Annotated in this window: 21 protein-coding genes; 9 read left to right on the top strand and 12 right to left on the bottom strand. The window is 44.1% G+C overall.

What is annotated here, in order from left to right:
• Positions 1–7 precede the first annotated feature (7 nt).
• Both Q9312_RS13690 and Q9312_RS13685 read left to right on the top strand, forming a co-directional pair.
• Entirely contained in the window at positions 8–1,888 is a 1,881-nt protein-coding gene (locus Q9312_RS13690) for a M20/M25/M40 family metallo-hydrolase (protein WP_309201424.1), read from the top strand.
• Between the two features lie 102 nt (positions 1,889–1,990).
• Positions 1,991–2,284 (top strand): antibiotic biosynthesis monooxygenase family protein, encoded by a 294-nt coding sequence (locus tag Q9312_RS13685; protein WP_309201423.1) that lies wholly within the window; start codon positions 1,991–1,993, stop codon positions 2,282–2,284.
• 45 nt (positions 2,285–2,329) lie between these two features.
• Here Q9312_RS13685 and Q9312_RS13680 read toward each other — a convergent pair whose 3' ends face one another.
• On the bottom strand, positions 2,330–4,621 hold the full coding sequence (locus Q9312_RS13680; protein ID WP_309201422.1) for a S8 family serine peptidase: 2,292 nt from the start codon (positions 4,619–4,621) through the stop codon (positions 2,330–2,332).
• A gap of 364 nt (positions 4,622–4,985) precedes the next feature.
• Positions 4,986–6,788, bottom strand: a complete 1,803-nt coding sequence (locus Q9312_RS13675; RefSeq protein WP_309201421.1) for an alpha-amylase family glycosyl hydrolase — start codon at positions 6,786–6,788, stop codon at positions 4,986–4,988.
• A 150-nt stretch (positions 6,789–6,938) separates the two neighbouring features.
• On the opposite strand from Q9312_RS13675, the gene Q9312_RS13670 reads away from it, so the two are divergent.
• Together Q9312_RS13670 and Q9312_RS13665 are read left to right on the top strand one after the other, a co-directional pair.
• Positions 6,939–8,399, top strand: a complete 1,461-nt coding sequence (locus tag Q9312_RS13670; protein WP_309201420.1) for an NAD-dependent succinate-semialdehyde dehydrogenase — start codon at positions 6,939–6,941, stop codon at positions 8,397–8,399.
• 362 nt (positions 8,400–8,761) lie between these two features.
• Positions 8,762–9,358: a TMEM165/GDT1 family protein gene (locus tag Q9312_RS13665; protein WP_309201419.1), complete on the top strand. Its 597-nt coding sequence runs from the start codon at positions 8,762–8,764 to the stop codon at positions 9,356–9,358.
• Positions 9,359–9,457: 99 nt separating this feature from the next.
• Here Q9312_RS13665 and Q9312_RS13660 read toward each other — a convergent pair whose 3' ends face one another.
• The 4 genes from Q9312_RS13660 to Q9312_RS13645 form a co-directional block, all read right to left on the bottom strand.
• Positions 9,458–9,772 (bottom strand): hypothetical protein, encoded by a 315-nt coding sequence (locus Q9312_RS13660; protein ID WP_309201418.1) that lies wholly within the window; start codon positions 9,770–9,772, stop codon positions 9,458–9,460.
• An 88-nt stretch (positions 9,773–9,860) separates the two neighbouring features.
• Positions 9,861–12,965 carry an efflux RND transporter permease subunit gene (locus Q9312_RS13655; protein WP_309201417.1) on the bottom strand — a complete coding sequence of 1,035 codons (3,105 nt, stop codon included), beginning with the start codon at positions 12,963–12,965 and terminating at the stop codon, positions 9,861–9,863.
• Entirely contained in the window at positions 12,955–13,662 is a 708-nt protein-coding gene (locus Q9312_RS13650) for an efflux RND transporter periplasmic adaptor subunit (protein WP_309201416.1), read from the bottom strand. The genes Q9312_RS13655 and Q9312_RS13650 overlap by 11 nt, the downstream gene beginning before the upstream one ends.
• A gap of 20 nt (positions 13,663–13,682) precedes the next feature.
• Positions 13,683–14,156, bottom strand: coding sequence for an efflux RND transporter periplasmic adaptor subunit (locus tag Q9312_RS13645; RefSeq protein ID WP_309201415.1), 474 nt, complete (start codon positions 14,154–14,156; stop codon positions 13,683–13,685).
• 143 nt (positions 14,157–14,299) lie between these two features.
• On the opposite strand from Q9312_RS13645, the gene Q9312_RS13640 reads away from it, so the two are divergent.
• Positions 14,300–14,926 carry a TetR/AcrR family transcriptional regulator gene (locus tag Q9312_RS13640; RefSeq protein WP_309201414.1) on the top strand — a complete coding sequence of 209 codons (627 nt, stop codon included), beginning with the start codon at positions 14,300–14,302 and terminating at the stop codon, positions 14,924–14,926.
• A gap of 33 nt (positions 14,927–14,959) precedes the next feature.
• On the opposite strand, the gene Q9312_RS13635 is transcribed toward Q9312_RS13640, so the two are convergent.
• The 6 genes from Q9312_RS13635 to Q9312_RS13610 all read right to left on the bottom strand — a co-directional run bounded on the left by Q9312_RS13635 (position 14,960) and on the right by Q9312_RS13610 (position 19,025).
• Positions 14,960–16,174, bottom strand: a complete 1,215-nt coding sequence (locus Q9312_RS13635; protein WP_309201413.1) for a sterol desaturase family protein — start codon at positions 16,172–16,174, stop codon at positions 14,960–14,962.
• A gap of 36 nt (positions 16,175–16,210) precedes the next feature.
• Positions 16,211–16,447: an oxidoreductase C-terminal domain-containing protein gene (locus Q9312_RS13630; protein ID WP_309201412.1), complete on the bottom strand. Its 237-nt coding sequence runs from the start codon at positions 16,445–16,447 to the stop codon at positions 16,211–16,213.
• Between the two features lie 7 nt (positions 16,448–16,454).
• Entirely contained in the window at positions 16,455–17,462 is a 1,008-nt protein-coding gene (locus tag Q9312_RS13625) for an NAD(P)/FAD-dependent oxidoreductase (protein ID WP_309201411.1), read from the bottom strand.
• Between the two features lie 30 nt (positions 17,463–17,492).
• Complete coding sequence (locus tag Q9312_RS13620; protein WP_309201410.1) at positions 17,493–17,813, bottom strand: 2Fe-2S iron-sulfur cluster-binding protein; 321 nt, start codon at positions 17,811–17,813, stop codon at positions 17,493–17,495.
• A gap of 204 nt (positions 17,814–18,017) precedes the next feature.
• Positions 18,018–18,734 (bottom strand): substrate-binding periplasmic protein, encoded by a 717-nt coding sequence (locus Q9312_RS13615; RefSeq protein WP_309201409.1) that lies wholly within the window; start codon positions 18,732–18,734, stop codon positions 18,018–18,020.
• A 114-nt stretch (positions 18,735–18,848) separates the two neighbouring features.
• Complete coding sequence (locus Q9312_RS13610) at positions 18,849–19,025, bottom strand: hypothetical protein (protein ID WP_309201408.1); 177 nt, start codon at positions 19,023–19,025, stop codon at positions 18,849–18,851.
• A gap of 64 nt (positions 19,026–19,089) precedes the next feature.
• On the opposite strand from Q9312_RS13610, the gene glnA reads away from it, so the two are divergent.
• The 4 genes from glnA (at position 19,090) to Q9312_RS13590 (ending at position 23,521) form a co-directional block, all read left to right on the top strand.
• Complete coding sequence (gene glnA / locus Q9312_RS13605) at positions 19,090–20,499, top strand: glutamate--ammonia ligase (RefSeq protein ID WP_309201407.1); 1,410 nt, start codon at positions 19,090–19,092, stop codon at positions 20,497–20,499.
• A 69-nt stretch (positions 20,500–20,568) separates the two neighbouring features.
• Positions 20,569–21,717 carry a nitrogen regulation protein NR(II) gene (glnL, locus tag Q9312_RS13600; RefSeq protein WP_309201406.1) on the top strand — a complete coding sequence of 383 codons (1,149 nt, stop codon included), beginning with the start codon at positions 20,569–20,571 and terminating at the stop codon, positions 21,715–21,717.
• Positions 21,710–23,137: a nitrogen regulation protein NR(I) gene (ntrC, locus tag Q9312_RS13595; RefSeq protein ID WP_309201405.1), complete on the top strand. Its 1,428-nt coding sequence runs from the start codon at positions 21,710–21,712 to the stop codon at positions 23,135–23,137. The genes glnL and ntrC overlap by 8 nt, the downstream gene beginning before the upstream one ends.
• A 132-nt stretch (positions 23,138–23,269) precedes the next feature.
• Complete coding sequence (locus Q9312_RS13590; protein WP_309201404.1) at positions 23,270–23,521, top strand: DUF6868 family protein; 252 nt, start codon at positions 23,270–23,272, stop codon at positions 23,519–23,521.
• Positions 23,522–23,543: the final 22 nt, after the last annotated feature.

The raw sequence follows: 23,543 nt of genomic DNA, 5'->3' as shown, positions 1-23,543 counted from the left end.
GTGAATCATGAAACAATTAACAACGATCAGTCTGTTAATTGTCAGCAGTTTTTTGGCAATTAATAGTCAAGCGAAAGAAACACATCACCATAATATTCAAATCGACGAATCCACCGGTCACGGCTGGATCACGATTGGCAATGACGCATTTGAGAAAAGCGCAAAGCGGCTTACCTCAGAATTTCAGCTCGAGTTTTTGGACACAAACGACGCCAAACGCAAAGGTGTTCGTGTCGCCAAAATTCAAAACGCAGCCGTTCCAAAGCTCAGCGAATTTATGCATCAATCGTTCAATCGTTGCGGCGGCTTTTTCTACCATGAGTCAATGCAAAAGGCGATCGACTATGCTCAACTACAAGGTGACCCAGACCTGCAGTTGGTGAGCTATAGCATTGATAATCCACAAGGGGTTCAACAACTGGTGAATGAAATGGCAGCGAGTAACTTAGCGGCGACCGTTTCTACACTGAGTAGTTATAACAATCGTTATTACACCCAGCAATCAGGGGTTGATGCAGCAACATGGATCAAGCAGCAATGGGAGCAAATAGCTCAAGGTCGCAGTGACATTAGCGTCGAGTTTTACAATCACAGTTGGTCGCAGCCTTCTGTCATTGCAACCATACAAGGGTCGTCTTCTCCCAATGAAATAGTGGTGGTTGGTGGTCACCTTGATTCCATCAACTCCAGCCAACCCTCGACTGGTCGCGCACCGGGATCAGATGACAATGCGTCGGGCATTGCGGTCGCAACAGAAACCTTAAGAGCGATTGTTGCAAGTGGTTATCAACCGGCAAGAACGGTGAAGTTCATGGGATACGCTGCCGAAGAAGTCGGGTTGCGAGGTTCTCAAGCCATTGCACAAGATTTTAAAAACAGCGGACTTAATGTTATCGGCGTGGCTCAATTTGATATGACTGGAAACCAAGGAACACCGAGTCGCGATATTGTGTTCATGACCGATTATACTAACGCAGCGCAGAATGATTTTATGATGCAATTACTCGATACCTATTTCCCCAATATCGTTTATGGAACGAGTCGCTGTGGATACGGCTGTTCTGATCATGCGTCTTGGCACAATCAAGGATTCGCGGCTTCGATTCCTTTCGAGTCAAATATGAACGATGCGAATTATCGTATTCATACATCGAACGATTCTGTCTTTGATCAAAATCATGCGCTTAAATTTGCAAAACTTTCTGCAGCCTATGTGGCCGAACTAGCCAAACAAGGTAACATTCAGCCACCGCCCGAAAAGGTGCTCGAAAACGGCGTACCCGTCACTGGTTTATCGGCGTCTCAAGGCAGCGATGTTATTTACACCATGGAGGTTCCTGCAGGCGCCAGCAACATCAGCTTCACCATGAGTGGTGGTTCTGGTGATGCTGATCTGTATGTTCGCTTCGGTGCGGCTCCGACCGATTCAACTTACGATTGTCGTCCTTACCGCAATGGCAACAATGAAAGCTGTACCGGTTCACAATCGGGTGGAACCTACTTTGTTCGAGTGAAAGCTTACTCGACCTTCAGTGGTGTTACCTTAGTTGGCTCCTATGATGAAGATACTGGTGGTGGCACCGATCCCATCGATGAAACCTACGCTAACATCAGCGTTAGCCAAGGTCAGTGGGAGTACTACACCGTTGATTTATCGGCCGGTTATAGCTCATTAAACGTGAGCATTACCGGTGGCTCTGGTGACGCCGACTTATACGTGCGTCAAGGTAGCCAACCAACCACATCGAGCTACGATTGTCGACCTTACCGTTGGGGCAACGAAGAAACCTGTTCCTTCAATGCACCGGGTAGTAATGTCTGGCACATTGGACTTCGAGGCTATTCCAATTCATCGGGAATTACCTTATCAATTCAGGCACAGCCCTAGCTTGTTAAAGTAAACTCTTTTTAAAAGGGTTAAGTGTTCGATGTTCTCGCATCGAACACTTTACTTTACAATGCGGTTTCGTAGAATCATTCGAGGTCGCGCATGTACGTTGTAATTTTTAAAGCCAAAACTAAATCTCTCGATCAAGACTACTTTTCAACGGCTGCTCGTATGCGCCAGTTAGCGCTTGATAAATATCAATGTATTGAATTTACGTCTGCCGAACAAGATGGTTTCGAAATTGCGCTGTCGTATTGGCATTCACTAGAAGATATACAGCGATGGAAATCGAATGCAGAGCATTTAGCCGCACAGGTTATCGGTAAGAAAAACTGGTATTCGAGTTATCAAGTTGAAGTAGTTGAAGTTTTGCGTCGATATGAATTTGAACAATAAAAAAAGCCCAGTATTTAGCTGGGCTTTTTTGTATCGAGAACGTAGTTACAGTGACGGTGGAGGTAAAATAATTATCTCTGATCGTAGGGTAATGTAACCCGTTGTAGTGAACGTTTCATTATAGCAAGTGGTCGTTGCAGTGAATGGAATGCTGTAGGTGCCATTCGATGCACTCAAGCTAAAGTTTGCCGTTGCTTCACCACCATCAGCAATGTTACTCAAGCTAACACTGGTGGTTCCACTAACGCCGGCAACATTACCACGGGTGACCGAAACACTGCAGGTATCAACACCGCCGTTGTTACGAACTTTTAATGGCACTGAAATCGAGCCAAATGGAGTTCCACGGAATGATTGGCTTGGTATCTGCAATGAAGGAGGAGACACTTGACTGAAGTTTTCTTCGGTCGCTAAAGCAAATGATTCACTGCTTGCTCCGGCAAAACTACTGCTCCATGCATACACTTTAATCACAGCATCGATGGTACTTGGCGCAGCCACTTGATGCACATTATCATCACCATCAAAATCTGAGTCTTTAAGAGAATTGTTACCTTCTTCATAAAGTCGAAGATTTAAGTCACTCAAGTTGTACGCACTGCCTGTAGGTCCAGAAGCAAAGTTTGCGCGACGCTGCCAAACTAACGTGGCTTTTTCGTTGGTGTACATTTTTCCTTTGAATAGTTTGTAGTCGTTTGCAATGTTGTTGTTGTTACGAGGAACGACGGAACTTACAAAATAATCAGCACGGTTAAAATGCGACTCCCACATATCGATGTAACCCCAACCATAGCTTTTATCCCAATGCGATCCCGCAACTTGACCATCGTCTGCCGTACTGCTGGTATTGTTTGAATCCCAAGCATCAGCGGTGTTGATCAAGACAGCTTTTTGAGCCATCGCGGTATGATTGCCACCGTCTTCCATCAAAATGATTGCGCCAGCAACGTGAGGTGCGGCCATACTGGTGCCTGATTTATTAATAAAATCGGCTTCCGTCGCCCAGTCACTGTTTGTCGACATAATAGACGAACCCGGTGCAGCGATGTCAGGCTTACGACGACCATTCAGCGTTGGTCCAACACTCGATGAGCCACTACGAACATCATCACTGCGTGTTGTCGTATTACGGTCGTTCATGTTTGCTACAGCCATCAAGTTGAATGCTGGCGCAGGATGAGTAATACGCGGAGCTGTGTCACTCCAACCAGAATTACCAGTAGACTTTGTAACCATCACATTATAGTTTTGTACAAACGCATCATAGAAGGCATCGGTGGCAGAGTAATCGGTATCATCCGCAACGCCATAGCCAAGTGAATGATTAACGACTTCTGGGCCCTGACAGGCACCCGATAACATCCACTGCATATTGGTCATCGTCGTCGATTGATTTCCGGAGTTGGCCCAAATAACTGAGTCAGTACCTGGCGCTGTTCCTTTGTAAGTAGCATTGTCACTGATCACGATACCCGCAACATGGGTTCCATGATCACCAGTAATCGACGAACCTGGTTTGCTACAAAATACATTGCCCGTAAACGCAGGGTGATTTTCTCGAACGCCAGTGTCAACCACCCCAAAGTCATAGGGGTAACCATCAAAATTATTAGAGTGCCATGTATTGTATTGTGCTGACGGCACGCTCACATTGGTTTCATAATCAGGCTCAGCATCCAGCATGATATAACGCACTTCTGAGTAGTCTGCCAGTTGAGCTAAGAGTTGGGCTGGAACTTGCGCACCAATGACTTGATTTAAAGCCGTTTTATTTTTAACTTCACCACCTAACGATTTAACGACATCGGCGACATCATTCAACTTCGCTTTGCCCGCTTGCTCGATCACTTGAGCCTTAGCTTTTCTAGCCTTATCACGCATTTCATCAAGTTGCTTCTTTACCACACGTGCCGACTGTTTATCTTGCGCGGTCATACTTGCCGCTTTAGATTTCATAAACTCACGTTCTTCTTTTTCTGACAATGATTGAGCGGGACGATACTTGGCATCTAATGCTTTTAATTGCATTGACAAGTTATCCAATTCACTTTTATAGGTTTGGTCGATTTTATTTAATTGCTTTTCAATGTTCTCACCTTGCACAAAAACGATCACATTAACTAACTCATCGTTACCCGCTTTGTTCACCACGGCTTGAAGTTTTTTGTCGATTTTGTTCGCTACTTTTGCAACGTCCTGTTGCTCCGAAGGGTAATAAATGCCATCTTCCCCTTTCTCACCAACCATTTTTGTAGTGGTTTCGTTCTTTGCGGCGGTCATCGCCATTGATGATAAAACACATGCTGTAATCGTTGTCATCCTGAAAACGTTATTCATGATATAGCTCCTATAAATTGATATAGCCTATTGCCCAAGTTGCAACTCCTGTTTTGGGAAATATGGATGTGTACTGAAACGGCAAATAATGGCTTGTTTTTTCAGCGGCGACGATCATGACAAGCTATTCGACTCAACAATAGGAACTAATGACTGCAGTATTTGTAAGCGATCGACGTTTCTCAATTTTCGATATCGCAAAACAGCAGTAAAATATATTTCAAATTAAAATATTTAGAGAAAGCTTGTGGGAAGTTTCAGTTTTTCTAGAAAATAAATATCGAATGCGTTATCGCAAGGAAAAAATAAAATTTACAGTAAGAGAGAAATAAAAAACGTCGCAACTAGCGACGTTTCTTCAATTCTATTGAAAAATAGCAAAGCTTAATGGTTCTAATATCCATGTTTTTTCTGATTGTCGCTGTAATCGACTGTTATTCACAATCGGCGCGAGCGATTGACTGACGGAATCAAGGGATAGACTCTGAGAGGATTCCGCCGTATTGATAGCTACCCACAGTGATTGACCATCATAACTTCGCTTCACTAAAAATATACCCGGCGTAGAACTGTCTATAATAACTTCTTGGTCACCCAGTCGAAGTGCTTTAAATTGACGATAAATTTGTGCGTAATACTTAAAGCTTTGATACAACGGATGTTGCTCGTCAAAATTGTTGTCAGCGGTCGTGGCATCGGTTCCTAACAAGTCATTATCGTTATATTGTGGTGTCTTCGACATCATCATATCTTCTCGAGCTCCGCGATCACCACCATCCCCGGTAAATCCTTGTTCATCGCCATAGTAAATAACCGGAACACCTCGCAATAAAAACATCATTGCATTAGCGAGTTGCACACGTCGCAATAAATTGGCTTCACTCGCTTGGGGCAGTTGTTGTTTCAGAGTAAAAGCAAAGCGTCCTACATCATGGTTACTGATAAAGTTCATCAATAACCCAGCATGACTGTCTTCGTCGAGATACAACTTATCTTGCGCAAAGAGCTCACTTAATTGATCAGTCCCTTTGCCATAAATTAATGCGTCTTTAACTTTGTATTGAAAGGCAAAATCGAGCACTGATGGCATTTTACCCGTGGTGGTGTAATAACTCAGTTCTTTTGGATCACCTGAGTAAACCTCACCAAAAACAAAAAAATTCGTAATGCCTTGCTGTTGAGCAAACGCCATAATCGCTGGCGTAAATTGCTGCCAAAATTCAATATTAACGTGCTTTACGGTATCGACACGAAATCCATCGGGTTTAAACTCTTTAATAATGTTGTTAAAGATTTGGATCATTCCTTTAACAACTTCAGGATTATCAGTATCAATATCATCCAACCCCATAAAGTCGCCATAAACAGAATTTTCACCGGTCCAAGTGGAGTCGCCTTGATTATGATAATAGCGAGGATCATTCAGCCACGAGGGATGTTTCAAGGTTTCCGTCCCTTCGATGAGATAGGGTGTATAACCTTGCCCTGCCTTGGTCATGGCTCGATCTCGATATTCACATAATTGCATATCGGTGCTGAACTTTGGAGCATCAGGTAAATGACATTCGCGATATTTAATGACATCAGCCGTGTGGTTGGTAATGATGTCAAAAAACACTTTCATATTACGTTGATGAGCTTCGTCGATCAGCGTTTTCAAAGCCTCATTTGAACCTAGATGAGGATCAATCGATGTGAAGTCAATCGGCCAATATCCATGGTAACCGGAAGAGTCGCCTTGCACGGCTAAATTTCGCAATACAGGGGTTAGCCAAATTGCGGTTACGCCCATTTCTTTTAAGTAATCTAGACGCTGTGTTAATCCGAGTAGATCGCCCCCATGATAATGTCCTGGACTAGTCGGATCGTACCCTCCGTAAGATTCCGGCTGTTCTGGATCACCCTGATCATTGCTAGGATCACCATTGCTAAAACGATCCGGCAATACAAAGTAAAATACTTCATCTCGAATGTCTCTTTCGGAGTAATGTTTCAGTGACGGCTTTAATGATTCTGTAGATTGCGTCTTTTCTGGCTCTTGACAGCCGGACAACAACGTCAACAGTAAACCAAACCCTACCCGTTTAACTGCAGTAGAAACGGTTAGATACGTCAGTATTCTTTGAGTGCTTTTTACACCTTGATGAACGAATGAGACTTGTTTCATTATTTTAACTTTCCTATCGAATCGGCAGCGTCTGAAACTAGATGTATAAAGTTGACATGGTAAGATAGAAATCTCAAGATATTTACCTGCTTCGCATCAATGACTACGTATGCAAAGGTCAAGACGACGCAATAACCCACTGGAATGGCTATGACAATATCATTGAATGACCCCTCTCTATTAAAAACTCAGTCTTACATCAACGGTCAATGGTTACCGGCTGCGAAAACTTTTTCGGTGTACAACCCTGCAGAGAATAGCGTTATCGCTGAAGTCAGCGACGATGGAGTTGAGCAGGTTGAACTGGCCGTTGCTGCAGCTAAGACCGCTCAGCAACAATGGGCTTCAAAAACTGCGAATGAGCGATCACAGGTCTTGATGCGATGGCATCAAGAGATTATGAATAACCAAGATGATCTGGCGATGATCATGACGCGAGAACAAGGTAAGCCTTTGGCTGAAGCAAAAGCAGAAATTGCTTACGGTGCCACCTTTGTTCAGTGGTTTGCAGAAGAAGCGAAACGGGTCAACGGAGAAACCTTACCAAGCCCCTCTCCCGATCGCCGTATCAGTGTCATTAAACAACCCATCGGTGTCGTAAGCACCATAACCCCGTGGAACTTTCCCAGTTCAATGATTACTCGAAAGGCCGCCCCTGCATTAGCCGCGGGATGCACCATGATCGCTCGCCCTGCTAGCGAAACCCCCTTATCGGCATTGGTTTTAGCTGAACTTGCAGAAAGAGCAGGCATTCCAAAAGGTGTTCTAAATATTGTTGTCGGCACCGACTCTCGAGGAATGGGAAAAGTCCTTACCACACATCCTGACATTGCTAAGTTTTCATTTACCGGCTCCACCGAAGTAGGAAAGAAGCTGTTAGAGCAGTGTGCCAGCACGGTTAAGAAAGTGTCTATGGAACTCGGTGGCAATGCGCCTTTTATTGTGTTTGATGATGCCGACATCGATGCGGCAATTACAGGTGCGCTCGCATCGAAATATCGCAATACCGGTCAAACTTGTGTCTGTGCCAATCGGCTATTGGTGCAGGCTAATCTTTATGACACCTTTGTCGAACGGCTAGCTGAAAGAGTTGCGACGTTAAAAAGCGGAGAAGGCACTCAACCAAATGTCGATATCGGACCTATGATCAATCGCCAAGCGGTGATGGATGTTCATTCCCTTGTTGAACAGGCGCAACAACAAGGCGCGACATTAGTGGCTGGCGGAAAGCTACCTGAAGGCCAGAGTAATTTTTATCCGCCTACTTTAGTTTCTAACGTTAGTAGCGATATGGCGCTCGCTCAAACAGAAATCTTTGGCCCTGTTGCGCCGGTTATTCGTTTTGAAACTGAGCAAGAAGCCATTGATATTGCAAACAATACTCGTTATGGCTTAGCTGCTTATTTTTATTCCAGAGACATCGGACGATGTTATCGCGTCATGGAAGCCCTCGAGTATGGCATGGTGGGGATTAATGCAGGTGTGATCTCAAACCCTCTTGCACCTTTTGGCGGCGTGAAAGAATCCGGCATTGGGCGAGAAGGTTCACACTATGGCATTGATGAATATCTTGAAATTAAATACGCTTGTTTCGGCGATATCGATCAATAATCTAAATTTTATAGAGCCGTATAAAATGACTCTGACTAACCATACCGGATGGTCAGGGTTCATTCTCTTAAATGCATCAATAAAAAATCATGACGCTCTCAACGGATGAAGCGTGTTAAACTCCCTTTCTACATTCATTGATAAAATGCTTCGATTTCGAAAAATCGATTTGGCATTTAGGTACGCTTAACGTTATAAAGCAACTCATTCGAAAAGTTGACGAACGAAGCTATTCAACTATCAAACTTAGCTTCGACCAATCTTGGCTTTGACCAAAATTAGCTTTAACCAATCTTGGCTTCGACAATCTCGAATGAGGGAATCATGATAGACACTCATTTATTAACTGGAAAACCATAGCCTTGAACGAACAACCACTGATTACGCTGATCGCTACCTTTGGATTGATTTTCGCCGCTGAATTCGCTGATAAAAGCCAATTAGTTTGTATGACGCTAACGGCTCGCTTTAGGCCTTGGCCGGTGTTTATAGGAGCGGCCTGTGCTTTTCTTATTTTAAATACACTGGCCATTTTGTTTGGTGCGGCGATTGCTCATTGGATACCCGAAAGTTACATTGCCTTAGTGGTGACAGTGTTATTTTTAGTCTTTGGGATTCAAGCGTTACTGAACAAAGATGAAGACGCTGACGAAGAGGTAGAGATCAAATCTTCTCGCTCGATTATTATGACCGCATTATTGCTGATCACTATTGCTGAATTTGGTGACAAAACACAATTGGCGGTCGTGGCATTAGCATCGACCTTTGATCCGATCGCGGTGTACTTAGGCGCAACGCTCGCGCTTATTACCACATCAGGATTAGGTGTATGGGTTGGTCATCGTTTAGTCAAGAAATTTTCAGTGACGCGCCTGCATCAAGCCAGCGGCGTCATTTTCATTTTGATCGGATTGTTCAGTGGTTACCAAGCTTACCAATTACTTATGCTTGCAGAATAGTTCTCAATTATAAAGATTAGCGGGTCATAATCCGATCCGCTAATCTTTATGATCAACACGTTCAGTTTAAACTATTGGTCTAAGTTTAAATGATTGGTCTTAGTTTAAAATATCAATAATCTCTCGAGTTTTTTCTTTTAGTTTTAAAAGACGCCCATCAATATTCACCGTAATAGCGCCATCTTTGCCTAGTGGCACCACGACACGAGCATGGGAATAAACCTCTTTATCTAAGACATCACCCTTCTTTAGTTTTTTTTCCCAGCCTGGAGGAAGCTTTTCACCTCGGTCTAATTTCTTTTGCAAGCCGGGTGGTAACGATTTATCTTTCTCTTTGTCCTTTTTCGCGAACGCCTGAGTTGCAGTTAATGCAAGTGCCACCGACACAAGGATATTGATCACTCGATAACTCATAAAAAATCGCCTTATAATTGAATAACGTCAATCATCTTGCCAGTTATTGTTTGCGGTGTCTAACCACAGGTTCACAAAGTTTTCGCCACTAGGATACACTCAATTTTTGCTCTCGTCTTAACGATCGAAATGGCTTCGGGTGAGTTCGACTAAACCAAAGTAAAAATAGGCTTGGAGTAAAATAGAATGAAATAATGGTTGAAAGCAATACACCGCCTGCAATCGCCATCGCGAATGGCGGCCAAAATCCTCCGCCCTCTAGTATCAAAGGAAGAAACCCAAAGAAGGTCGTAATGGTGGTCGATACGATATGGCGAGATGAACGAAATAATATAGCCGCCACTCGATCTCGGTCGCCTTGCATTGCTAGAGAGTCTTCTTTCAGTGCGCTTAATATAATAATCGCAGCATTGATTGACACACCGATCGAGCCAATCACCCCGATAAGCGCTTGAATTCCAAATGGATAACGCATAATTGCCAATGAAAGTAAGCTAAGTCCTGCTGCGAGTCCACATACGATAAAGGTAATTAAACTTAGTCGGTACGATCGAAAAGTAACAATAATCGTTGCTATGCTTAAAGTAATGATCAACCCAACGGAAGAAACTAAATTTGCAATGGTTTCACTTCTCGCGTCTGCATCGCCGCCAATCGACAAATGATATCCTGGCGGCAAACGAATGGGATCGTCGGTTAATTGTTGCTGAACTTTCTTTAAGACTTCTTCTGGCAAGACTTGATGCTTTATAAATCCCTGAACCAAATTGACTCGTTCGCCGTTTTCACGAGCGATAACACTTTGTGAACTGGTTAATTCAAACTCTCCTAGTGCAGATAGAGGCACGCCCATGTCTGAACTACTCGACGTGTTTGAAGGCAAGTTTAAATGTCGAAAACGCTGAATGTCTTTACGAAATTCATCTTCAAAACGAATCCAAATGGGAATTTCTTCTGTCTGTTCTATCACACTACCCGAAGGTATGCCCACTAAGCCATTGGCTAAATAATCTGCTATTTGAGTTAATCGAAAACCGAGCAGTTGTGCTTTGTTTTCATCGGCTTGAAACATCAGCTTAGGAGCGCCATTGGCCAAAGTATGACGGGTATGCGTTATGTCAGACACTCGAGCCATTCGCTCCCGAATTTGATCGCCAATCAGTGCGAGTTGTTCTAAATCTTGTCCAAATACTTTGATTTCAACAGGAGCATTAACTGGAGGTCCCTGCACCAGACCACGAACGATAATTTGCGCATCTGGAACCAATTGGTTTAATTCAGCCTGTAAATGGTGAAGTAATCGACCGGTCGCTTCTTCGCTTTTTGTTGTAATCAACCCTTCGGCAGATGAAGGATCTCCGTCTTTGTCTCGAATCATATTGTAATAGAAAGCCGGAGCACTCTCTCCTATCACCCAGTGTTGTTGCTCGATATCTTGATCTTGTTCAAGATAGGCATAAACTTTTTTTACGATGTGTTGAGTATGACCAATCGAACTACCACTTCCACTGTCAACTTGAATGTAGAACTGGTCTCTATCAACGCCAGGAAAAAACTGCGCAGTTAATGTCGGAAAAAGTAAAAAACCCGTCAAAGGCAAGATCAATGCGATACTCATAGCGCTTTTCGGATAAACGACAGTCCAGTCTAAAGACGACTTAAACCATCGCTTAACTTTTTCAAGTTCTACCAGCGGCTTTGCATCCTCTTTTAATAACCAGCCAGAAAGACTTGGAGTAACCGTCAATGCTAAAAATAAACTACTAAAAAGCATCACGATCACGGCAATCGCAATTGAGCCGACAAAGTCACCAGCAGGTCCGGGTAATATTGCCATCGGCATAAACGCGAGCGCGGTCGTAACGGTCGACGCAAGCAGCGGTACCGATAATCGATTTATTGAATCAATAATAACTTCTGCAGGATCTTTTTTCTGTTTAATTCCATGAGCAATTCCATCGGTCATCACTATCGCCGCGTCAACGAGTAAACCAAGTGCGACGATTAAGCCCGTCACGGACATCTGATGAATCGGAATACCAACATATTGCAAAATCGTTAATGACAATAAACTGGTTAACGGCAATACAATGGCAACCACTAATGCAGCGCGCCAGCCCATAGAAATAAGTAAAACAAGAACGACCAGAAATACTCCTAAAAATAAATTACCAAATACCTCGTTGAGTCGCTTTGATGTGTATTCACTTTGCGAGAATATTTGCTTATGTTCAATATTTTTTGGTAGCGCCTGTTCATAGTCACTTAATACTTTTTCTACACGACGTGTCCAGTCGTCTACTCGTAAATCGGGTTTCATACGCGCTGCAACAATAATCGATAAGCGATTAGATGAATAGGCAATTGCTGATAAAGGTTCTTCAACGGTTTTTTCTAGTTCTGCAATATCACCTAGTAGAACCTGCGAACCCCGATGGTTAACCACCGGAATTGACATCAGGCGCTGTAGAGAATCGGTAGCGCCAGCAACTTCTATTAATAATGAACCACGGGATGTTTCTGCTCTTCCAGCAGAATTCTTTACATCGGCGCGAGAAACCGCCATCGCAAGATCGGAAATGGATAATTGCAGTGCGGCCAATTTGATCGGATCAGCCTTAACGTAAACCACTTCTTTGGGATCACCAAAACGCTCGACAATTTCCGTTCCACTCACTTGGCGCAATTGATCTTGTAAGTACTTTGCCTGACGAATGAGTTGGGCAACATTTTCATCATCTGAGGTTGATTGAATCACACTGATAGACGTAAATGCTCCTGTCCGATCATTATCAAACTGACTTGCTCCTACGCCATTGGGCATATTTAGTCGAGCATCTTCTAAACTGTCTCTAATCTCTGACCAAGTTTGTTCTATTTCTTGGTCATTTATAAATTTCGACAACTCCACTCGAACAACTGAAATACCTGCTCGCGAGTTTGACGTTACCTTATTAATGTCCGCAATTTCGGCCAATTCATCTTCAATTTTTTTACTGACTTGTGATTCAACTCTAGAAGCATCCGCTCCAGGAAAAGGGGTTACTATTGTCGCAAATAAATTGGTAATGGTCGGGTCTTCTTGTTTACCGATAGTAAAGAAAGATGACACACCAAGAACGACAACCATTGCAATGAGGAGAACAAATAGCCGAGGCTCTCGGTAGAGTAGTGTTTTAAAATTAGGCGTCATTGTCTGTGACCCCGATTGGCAAATGTTGAGTTATTCTCGTCGAAGAGTTTGCCGTTGAAGAGTTTGTCGTTGAAGAGTCTGTCGTTGAAGAGTTTGTCGTTGAAGAGATTGTTTCCGAATTTTGAAAGACTACGGGAGTATGATTAGTCAGTCGGTGGGTTCCGGAGTCAACGACTAACGCATCTTCACTAAAGTTAGCAGAGACATAACTTCGGTCCCGCTCGGTATACAAAACATCAACATTATGTTTAACAGCACGCTTCTGAGAGTCGACAATAAAGACCTCCCATAAACCTTTACGCCCTTTGATCAAAGCGCTGTTTGGTAACCAAAAACCTTCTTTCTCAATGGTCAACGGCCATTGCAACTCTAAGTATTCACCCGCCACTATCGTTTCATTACCATCAATAACAAACTTAACCTTTCGCGTTTGCGTGAGAGAATCAACCGCAGGATAAGTTGAATGCCAGCGTGCGGTGATAGGCTTTTTAGAAAAGGTGAACTGATAATCCTTTTGATGAGTTAATTGCCGCGCAATAGTCGCTGGCAAGGCAACCACTAGTTCGTTCACTCGAGCACTGGTTAGCGTTAGCACATGAGAGCCCGGTGCCAAATAAGCGCCTTCGTCTAACAGCCTTTGACTCACGGCTCCACTAAAAGGGGCGACTACGTTCGATTTTTCGATTTGAATATTCAAGCTTTTCAGTTCGGCACGCGTTAAATTCTGTTGTGCTTGAATTTTTTTAATTGCGCTTCGAGTGCGTCGAGTTCGTCATTAGAGCTAAAGTCTGATCGCTTTAGATTTCGTTGACGCTGCAATCGTTTCTCGGTCAATTCTAAATCTGCGTTTAACGACGCTAGTCGAGCTTCACTGGCAAGCTGTTGTTGTTCTAGCAATTGAGTATCAACCGAAAAAAGTAAGTCTCCTTCGTTGACCAAGTCTCCTTCCTCGACCTCCACTTTCATTAATCGCCCGGCAAGTTCACTCGCCATTGCGGTCGTCTTTGCCGCTTCCATTCGTGCCGGAAAAAACTGAGTCACTTCTACTTGAGTTTTCCATTGAACTGGCACACCCGTTACTGGCATAGGGTTTTGTTGTTCGCTTTCATCACCTTCAGTGGCTGAGGAGCATCCGGTCAAAATTAGGGTAACAACAGATAGGAACAAAATAACGTTCGGCCGAAGAGTCATAGGTAGCTCCTTAGAGAGGGACCTCATGGTCCAAAGTGAAGGACTTATGTTAACAGCGTACACATTAAATGTAAACACCGTTAACATAAGTTGTTTAAATGACTAAAAACTAGTATTCTTTCATTGACTTAGGAGATTTTTAATTGAACTCATCAAAGACTAAACAAGCTGCCAAAGCTAAGACTCGTTATCATCATGGAGACTTAAAAGAGGCTTTGATCAATGCCGCTCATGAATTAGTTAGCCAAAAGGGACCCGATCACTTTTCGCTGACCGATGCATGTCGTCTCGCGGGTGTAAGCAAGTCAGCCCCTTATCGTCACTTTGGCAACAAAGACGATCTCCTGCAATCAGTGCGCGATAAAGGCTTTAAGAAAATGCGTCAGGGCATGATAGCTGCGGCAGAGGATCTGGTAACAGGCAGTAACCAATGCATTACCGCAATAGGAATGGCCTATATCCAATTCGCAGTCAGTGAGCCGGCGCTATTTAAATTAATGTTTGGCAACAGTCGCTCACTACCTGAGAACGACTTAACCGATCTGGAAGGAAAGCCAACGTTTAAAATACTACTGGATCAAGTCATCGCGCGTACCAAACTGCAAGACATCGGAAGCTTAATGAGTGTGGCTTTTCCGCTATGGACTCTCGTACATGGAGCATCGATGCTAATCATCGATGACAGCTACCGAAGAATTTATCCCGACAGTAATACCGAACAAATGATTACTGAAGCAACCAAAAGACTACTCGCAGAATTCCCAGAGTAGCGAATTAACATCACTCTCTAACTGCTATGTCAATTATTCAACAACCTTGAGTTGCGGTTTAGGTTGAACAACCAAAGTCATTAGTACTGAAATGATTGACCAGATGCTCGCGACTGCATTCAGTAACATTGAATCAGACAATGTCCAAAGCAAAAGATTAATAAGACCCAGTCGCAATATTTCATTAACCACAACACTTTGCTGCTCTCGAATAATCAAACTCAACATCCACGTCGAGAAGACAATGCCTGAGCCCCAAAGTAAAATTTGCAGAGTAGAAAAATGAGTTATTTGTTGTAGATACAAAAACGTTAAGGTTAACAACCCGAGCTGCTGTACCAATAAATAAACGGAAACAGCCAGCGACAATTCGTTTTTAAATTTTTTAAAGGTGTCTGGATTGAACTTAGCAAGCGGCATGCTCTGCTCAACATCTTTTGGTCGCCACCCTGTTGGTTTAAACCATATGAGAAGTTTATCTTTGTAAGACTGGGTATGCCAAGCGTCTTTAATTAGTTGCCAGTAGACTTGTAAATTGGCCCAGATCGGATTCCAACTATGCAACGGCTTCCGCACACCATATAAGCATGGCTCCTCCTTCAGCTCTTCTTGAAAAGTACCGAAGAGTCTATCCCAAAGAATAAAAACACCACCGTAATTTTTATCGATGTAGACTTGATTAATGGCATGATGCACTCGATGATTAGACGGAGTTACAAATACCCATTCGTACCAACCAAGTTTTGGAATATGACGGGTGTGCACCCAAAATTGATATAAAAGATTAAGGCTCGCTACTGCAATTAAAATATCACCAGGGATTCCTAGAATTGCCAATGGAAGGTAGAAGATGAATCCGATAAACGAACCACTGGTTTGTCTAAGAGCAGTGGTGAGATTGTATTCTTCACTGGAATGATGGACCACATGCGCAGCCCACAATAGGTTTATCTCATGACCCATTCGATGGTGCCAGTAATAACAAAAATCGTATACAACAAAGGCGACCACCCAGGTTATCCAATGATTGGGCCATTCGACGATGGCCACTGAATCAACGATCAGAAAATAAACCGTAAAAGGAATGAACGCGCGAAAGACTTGATTAATTCGACTAATAACGCCAGCGTTTAAGCTGGTAATCGCATCGCCAATTTGGCAAAACTGAGTTCCGCGACGCCAATCAACGAGCCACTCTATGACTATCAGCAAAAAGAAAAATGGGATTGCAAAAACAATGTATTCCATATTTCTCTCCCGCTAAATAAGTTAAGTTTTTAACCATTAAACGTTTAATAACTCAGCTAAATCGATTTCGGGATCGATTAGCTGCTCTGGTGTCACCGCAATGTTTCGAGCAATCAATTGTTTTGCCAGCATAAACTCTTTTGGGCTATTGATACAATCGGCGGCAATCAAATGCTCTTGCTTAAAGTACCAAACAACCAAAGCCTTCTTAGCCGATTGGTTTTGCCGTACGACGGTTTGTTCATAACCATGATTCAAACCTGCAATCTGCAATTTTATATCATATTGATCCGACCAAAACCATGGCAACGCCGTGTATGCTTTTTGTTTTCCCACAGATGCTGGCTGCGGCACTTTTCGCCTGTTCCATTGCATTAGGAACCGACTCTAATCGCACCGATAAGTCGTAGTGTTCAATTCGATGAAACGTACAATCTCCGGCAGCAACTATGTCAGGATCGTTGGTTTGAGCATACTCATTCACTAAGATCCCATTGCTAACGTCAATGCCTGCTTGCTCAGCTAACTCTATGTTCGGCCGAACACCAATACCGACAATGACACAATCGGCTGAATAATGACTGCCATCGGTGCAGACAACTTGATCGACTCGTTGGCCATCGCGACTCATTAATTCAGCAACCTGCTTTTGGGTGACTAGCTTTACTCCATGCGCTTGGTGTAACTCAGCAAAAAATTCAGCGACGGGAGCAGCAGTCACCCGTTGAAGAATTCTCGGTGCCGCTTCAATAACCGTGACCTGATAACCCAAAGAACGGAGTGATGCAGCGGTTTCTAAGCCAATATAGCCACCGCCAACTAAAACAACGTTAATCTTTTCTGGCGGGCCAGCGAGTTCTGATAAGTCGTGTTGAATGGTCTCTACATCGGTTAAATCACGGAGATAGTGAACACCCTGCAAATCGGCACCACAAATTTCTAAGTGTCGCGCTCGAGCGCCAGTACACAGGGCCAATTTGGCGTATTCAAGTTGCTCACCCGTCGCCAAAGTAACGCGGTGGGCATGGCGATCGATGGCCGCGACTTTGCTATTCAGTCGAAACTGAATATCGTGTTTTTGATAAGCGCTCTCCGGTCGAATTAGCAATTGTTGTTGGGTCACTTTCTGCGCGAGAAATCCTTTGGACAAAGGAGGTCGCTGATAAGGCAGCAGAGGAGAATCGCTAATCACGGTAATCGATTCTTGCCACCCTTCTTGACGTAAACTTGCCACCAATTGCGCGGCGGCATGACTGCCTCCGACGATGAGACATCCTTTACTCGACATGGAATTTTCCAAACTGCATTGACGATTGAATTAGTATTGCGACTCTGGCATTTCTACCCGTAAGCCATCCATCTCGTCATTAACAACAATTTGACAACTTAGGCGGCTATTCGGCTTGGGATCATTCACAGCGCTGAGCATTTCTTTTTCCATTCCTTCAGCAGTACCAGTAATGGGCAAAAAAGCTTCATCGACATAAACATGGCAAGTCGCGCACGAGCAGCATCCGCCACACTCGGCCAATATGCCATCAATCATGTTGTCCATGGCGCCTTCCATAACCGTTTTACCAACATCAACGTCTGCTTCGAACTCATTACCGGAATGATCCACGTACTTAATCAAGGGCATAATTTTTAACCATCACTTTTAATCAATTAATTCAGTGACCTATTGTAACCAAGGGACATCGATGGTCAAAAGAATTTGTAACCTGTGGGAAAATTTACTTAAACACTAAGATGATTCTGAGCATCATCGACGTTAGCTAGGTCTTCGCTCTTGTAAACCACAGCTCTTAAATATCAATACCTAAGCAAACCTCCTTGCAGAGGTTTACTCTTGTAAACCATAGCGCTTTTGGCGATATAGCCGCTCGACTACCGCGGCAAGTTGTTGTCGATCAAATGGCAGCGTTGCTGTTTTACTGGCAGCAAGAAAGACGGGAGCATCGTTTTTATATTGAAAGTCTGCCACATAGACTTGGCTCACGTAGCTGCGCAGGATATCTTTCACTTCTTCCCACTGATAGCGCGATACGGCCACAAAATCCACCTCTCGTCGTTTAAGTCGAAAAATGGCTTGCCCAAGATGATCGGAAGCTATCTTGGTAATTGACGTTGACTGGTCAAACTCATCAAAATAGTGGTGTTGACGCACCACGCCAATTCGCTTGTTCGCGAGATCTTGGAAGCTCGAGATGTTCAAATGATCGTAGAAGGTGATAAACAGGGTACTAGAATAACCATCGCTGAACTTGTAAAAATCAAGGAAGCGCGACCGCTCTGGTGTCTTGTATAGCCCCATAATCAAATCAACTTTTCCGCTATGAGCTAATTTTAGGCATTCCTCCAGATTGGACTCGGTCACTATTTGCAGTGAATCGTTCAAGGCATCAACGACCTCTTTCGCAAATTCAATCGCGTAACCCTCAGCTTGGTTCTCACCCAAAACCACCTGGTGTGGAGGATAATGATCAACACACAACGAAGCGCTTTGAGCAAGACAACTAACGCAAACGATTAAACTGATGACGAGATAACGAAATCGCAACTTTGCCCTCCCTTTGGCAGAAATAATTGACCACTTGCATCGGGCTTTAAAGCCAATGACTATTCGACGTGCGACTCTCTTAATCCTAGCACTTTTAAAATCAACATGTGCTTTTTAATCGTCAAGGTCCTTTGCACCGATGACACGAGCATAATGCACCATTTTAATGCATCTTATTTTCTCTTCATCATTTTGGTGCAATATTTTAACGATATTTTGTACAAAGGGTGTACTATTAACTCTTACAGCCGCGATCCGAGGCCAACCAAGCCCCAAAATGGTGATTGGCATATAGATTGCTTAAGCCTAGGCCACTTTGAACTTAAACTATTCACTTATATAACCGGAGACCCCAATGTCTGTCGATAATGTTTTAACTCTCATGAAAGACAATGACGTTCGTTACGTTGATTTACGTTTCACCGATACTAAAGGAAAAGAGCAACATGTGACTATTCCGGCTAGTTGCGTCGACGCTGACTTTCTAAACGAAGGAAAAATGTTCGATGGCTCTTCAATTGCTGGCTGGAAAGGCATTAACGAATCTGACATGGTACTTATGCCAGACACCACGACGGCAACCATGGATCCTTTCTGCGAAGACCCTACCCTAAACATCACTTGTGATATTTTAGAGCCTTCTACCATGCAAGGTTACGACCGTGACCCTCGCTCGATTGCGCGACGTGCTGAAGAGTATTTGAAATCAACGGGTCTTGGTGACGAAGCCTACTTTGGGCCAGAGCCAGAATTCTTCTTATTCGAAGACGTTCGTTTCCACACCGATATGAGTGGTTCTTTCTTCAAGATTGACTGTGAAGAAGCGGCATGGAACTCTGGTAAATCGTATGAAGACGGTAACACAGCTCACCGTCCTCGCGTTAAAGGTGGTTACTTCCCTGTTCCTCCAGTGGATTCTTCACAAGACATTCGCAGTCAAATGTGTAACATCATGGAAGAAATGGGCTTAGTTATTGAAGCGCATCACCATGAAGTTGCAACGGCTGGCCAAAACGAAATTGCAACGCAATTCAACACCTTAGTTAAAAAGGCTGATGAGATTCAAAAATACAAATACGTCGTGCACAACGTTGCGCATGCGTATGGAAAAACAGCGACTTTCATGCCAAAACCGCTGGTTGGTGACAATGGTTCAGGTATGCACGTGCATCAATCGTTCAGCAAAAATGGCGAAAACATTTTTAGCGGCAATAAATATGGCGGCTTGTCAGAAGAAGCGTTGTTCTACATCGGCGGTATTATTAAACACGCTCGTGCGTTAAACGCGATTTCTAACGCCTCAACCAACAGCTACAAACGATTAGTTCCTGGATTCGAAGCGCCGGTAATGCTCGCATACTCTGCTCGTAACCGTTCAGCATCGATTCGAATTCCACACGTAACGTCAGCTAAAGCGCGTCGTATCGAAGTGCGTTTTGGTGACCCAACGGCTAACCCATACTTATGCTTTGCAGCCATGTTGATGGCAGGCCTCGACGGCATTAAAAATAAAATCCACCCTGGCGACGCGATGGATAAAGATTTGTACGATCTTCCAGCAGAAGAAGCTGCTGAGATCCCAACCGTTGCATCGTCGCTTGAACAAGCGCTTGATTGCCTTGATCAAGATCGAGCTTTCTTAACAGAAGGTGGCGTGTTCAGCGATGACTTCATCGATTCTTACATTGCTTTGAAACGTGAAGAAGTACAAAAATTGCAAATGACCACACACCCTGTCGAATTCGACATGTACTACAGCGTGTAATTGACGCTCAGGTCAAAGCTTAAAGAAAAGCCCGGCATGCTCCGGGCTTTTTTTTGCGATGATACTTTTTTGCGACTCCATAGGTTGCGAAATATCTGGTCGAAGCACCATATTGGTGCAATGACGGTTCAGAGAGTTTATAATGGTGCTATGAAGGATTTCTCTCCACAACAAGTACATCAGCTAATGCAAACCGCCATTATTTTGGTGGATCAACAATTTCGTATTAGCTGGATGAACGACGCCGCGGAAGCTTTGCTAGGGCAAAGTTTAAGAAGATTACACCACCTCAATATTGGCTCGGTGTTGATCGCAGGCGATATTACCGAGCAACTTCTACTGCAATGCTTTGAACAAAAAGGACAGTGGCAGCTAGACGATGCAACACTCGTGACCATTCATGACGAGTGGCAAGGTTGTCACGTTTCATTAAATTACCAGCACCTTGAACAAACCCCCGTTGTCTTGCTAGAAATCATGTGCGCACGCGACCAACTGGGCATCAAAAAAGAGTATCAACTGCTCGATCAAAATAAGGTCAGTTTATCCATGGTGCGTAACCTCGCCCATGAGATCAAAAACCCATTAAGTGGGCTGCGTGGTGCTGCCCAATTACTTTCTCGCAAAGTACCCAATCAATTGACTCGTTTTACCGACGTTATCGTTGCGGAAGCCGATCGGCTACAGAAATTAGTCGATCGCATGCTGACGCCAGCAAAAGTTGAACCTAGAGCCATTACCAATATTCACGAGTTAACCGAAAGGGCCATTGAGTTCATTGATCTGCAACCCAATCATCAGGTCGCCATCGTGCGCGACTATGACCCCAGTTTACCCGAGCTCAATATCGCGAAAGAACAGGTCTATCAATCTCTTCTGAATCTAATCAATAATGCTCGTGAAGCCTTGCAACAAAGCGGAGAAATCCGCTTACGCACCAGAGCGGTGCATCAGCATTCGATTGGTCCGAAACAATACCGATTAATGGCCCGAATTGACATTGAAGACAATGGGCCTGGCATCGCTGACGAGCTCAAAGACGTGATATTTTTTCCGACCATCAGCGGCAAGCAAAGCAGTGGACTTGGCCTAGGAATTGCACAATCCCTCGTAAGACAAAACGATGGAATAATTGAATTTGAATCAGCTCCCGGAAAAACATGTTTCTCAATCTTCTTACCGATTGAAACAACCCATGAAGACGCCCAACATGACTGAGCAAACTCAAGTACTGGTTATCGATGACGATAACTCCATTCGCTGGGTACTCACTGAAGCGCTCGAAGATGAAGGCTTTGTGGTCACCACGGCGGCCAGCGTTGCTGAAGCCAGACAGTTAATTCAACTGCATTCTTTCACCGTCATCCTCAGCGACATAAGGATGCCCGGTGAAGACGGGTTTGTGCTACTGCAAGAGTTGAAACAACAAATTCCTGATCTTCCAGTGATCATTATGACCGCTCACAGTGATCTTGAAAGCGCGGTTAATGCCTACGAGTTTGGGGCTTTTGATTATCTACCCAAACCTTTCGATGTTGACCAGGCCATCGAATTGGTTAATCGAGCCGCTCAAGTGACTGAATCGAAAGCCGAGCACAACAGTGATGATTCTCGAGAAGTGCCGACGATCATTGGTGAAGCACCGGCCATGCAAGAGGTGTTTAGAGCCATTGGCCGTCTATCACGGTCCAACATATCCGTACTTATCAATGGCGCCTCAGGGACCGGGAAAGAATTAGTCGCCAAAGCATTGCATCAACATTCGCGACGGGCAGACGGCCCTTTCATCGCATTAAATATGGCCGCCATTCCCAAAGACTTAATCGAGTCAGAGTTGTTTGGGCACGAGAAAGGTGCATTTACCGGGGCAAGTCAACGCTACCTCGGCCGATTTGAACAGGCCGACCAAGGAACGCTTTTTCTTGATGAAATTGGCGATATGCCGTTGGAGACGCAAACACGCTTGCTTCGAGTGCTTAGTGAAGGCTCTTTTTATCGCGTCGGTGGCACTCAGCCAGTACGGGCAAACGTTCGGGTCGTTGCAGCCACTCACCAAGATCTAGCGAAACTGGTTGCTAAAGGCGTTTTTCGAGAAGATCTATTCCATCGTATTAACGTTATTCGTATACAGTTGCCAGAGCTGAAAGACCGTATTTCAGACCTACCACTGCTGGCCGAGCAATTCTTAGCGAATGCCGCCAACGAACTAGAAACCGAACCAAAACAGCTCAGTCGAGAAGCGCAGATTCAACTCATGTCTTATCATTGGCCCGGCAATGTTCGAGAGCTGGAAAATGTCTGTCGTTGGTTAATGGTGATGTCGTCAGGCCGAGAAATTTTGGTCTCGGACTTACCCAGTGAAATTCGACAGGCAAGCCAAACTTCTAATGAAGCCGACACCAAGCTGTTTCAGCACTGGCAGTCAGCACTCAAACAAACGCTCATGGCAAAAGTTGAACAAGGTGATCATCATGCCTTGGAATCGGTGCAAGAAGAACTCGAGCAAATACTTATCGATTTAGCGTTATCAATAACCGATGGTCACAAGCAAGATGCGGCAAAATTGCTTGGTTGGGGACGCAATACGATTACCCGCAAACAAAAGAAGTACCAAGAAAAACCTCAGTCATTGAAATAACACTTAGCCGTATAAGAGGCTGTATAAATACGCTGCACTTGATCACAGTCAAGGTAACACTGCTCAACGTTCGCTATCATAGCCGTTGAACCGTCTCCAATTGACTCACATACTCAACCTAGGAGCGTATCTATGCAAACCCTCGATCAATGGGCTGAATTTTTTGGCTGGGCAACCCTACTCAACTTTGGGCTACTGACCTTAGTAACTCTGATACTGCTAGCTCTACAAGGCTGGATGCTGCCACTGCATCAAAAGCTGTTTAAATTGGCGGAACAAGATGTTCGGGTGGCCTATTTTCGCTACTTAGCGAATTACAAACTGTTTACTTTGGTGTTTTTTGCGGTTCCTTATGTTGCATTAAAAATAATGATCGCCAGCTAACGTTGAACCATGCCTTGGAAGA

The organism is Pleionea litopenaei (assembly GCF_031198435.1).
Lineage (GTDB): Bacteria > Pseudomonadota > Gammaproteobacteria > Enterobacterales > Kangiellaceae > Pleionea > Pleionea litopenaei.
Note: the sequence above shows the minus strand (reverse complement) of the source record. Positions and strands in the feature narration are given on the sequence as shown.

What these genes read in the sequence shown, in the direction of transcription:
- Q9312_RS13690 (WP_309201424.1), top strand. Translation starts at nt 8, where the DNA reads ATGAAACAATTAACAACGATCAGTCTGTTAATTGTCAGCAGTTTTTTG.
- Q9312_RS13685 (WP_309201423.1), top strand. Translation starts at nt 1,991, where the DNA reads ATGTACGTTGTAATTTTTAAAGCCAAAACTAAATCTCTCGATCAAGAC.
- Q9312_RS13680 (WP_309201422.1), bottom strand. Translation starts at nt 4,621, where the DNA reads ATGAATAACGTTTTCAGGATGACAACGATTACAGCATGTGTTTTATCA.
- Q9312_RS13675 (WP_309201421.1), bottom strand. Translation starts at nt 6,788, where the DNA reads ATGAAACAAGTCTCATTCGTTCATCAAGGTGTAAAAAGCACTCAAAGA.
- Q9312_RS13670 (WP_309201420.1), top strand. Translation starts at nt 6,939, where the DNA reads ATGACAATATCATTGAATGACCCCTCTCTATTAAAAACTCAGTCTTAC.
- Q9312_RS13660 (WP_309201418.1), bottom strand. Translation starts at nt 9,772, where the DNA reads ATGAGTTATCGAGTGATCAATATCCTTGTGTCGGTGGCACTTGCATTA.
- Q9312_RS13655 (WP_309201417.1), bottom strand. Translation starts at nt 12,965, where the DNA reads ATGACGCCTAATTTTAAAACACTACTCTACCGAGAGCCTCGGCTATTT.
- Q9312_RS13645 (WP_309201415.1), bottom strand. Translation starts at nt 14,156, where the DNA reads ATGACTCTTCGGCCGAACGTTATTTTGTTCCTATCTGTTGTTACCCTA.
- Q9312_RS13635 (WP_309201413.1), bottom strand. Translation starts at nt 16,174, where the DNA reads ATGGAATACATTGTTTTTGCAATCCCATTTTTCTTTTTGCTGATAGTC.
- Q9312_RS13625 (WP_309201411.1), bottom strand. Translation starts at nt 17,462, where the DNA reads ATGTCGAGTAAAGGATGTCTCATCGTCGGAGGCAGTCATGCCGCCGCG.
- Q9312_RS13620 (WP_309201410.1), bottom strand. Translation starts at nt 17,813, where the DNA reads ATGCCCTTGATTAAGTACGTGGATCATTCCGGTAATGAGTTCGAAGCA.
- Q9312_RS13610 (WP_309201408.1), bottom strand. Translation starts at nt 19,025, where the DNA reads ATGCCAATCACCATTTTGGGGCTTGGTTGGCCTCGGATCGCGGCTGTA.
- glnA (WP_309201407.1), top strand. Translation starts at nt 19,090, where the DNA reads ATGTCTGTCGATAATGTTTTAACTCTCATGAAAGACAATGACGTTCGT.
- ntrC (WP_309201405.1), top strand. Translation starts at nt 21,710, where the DNA reads ATGACTGAGCAAACTCAAGTACTGGTTATCGATGACGATAACTCCATT.
- Q9312_RS13590 (WP_309201404.1), top strand. Translation starts at nt 23,270, where the DNA reads ATGCAAACCCTCGATCAATGGGCTGAATTTTTTGGCTGGGCAACCCTA.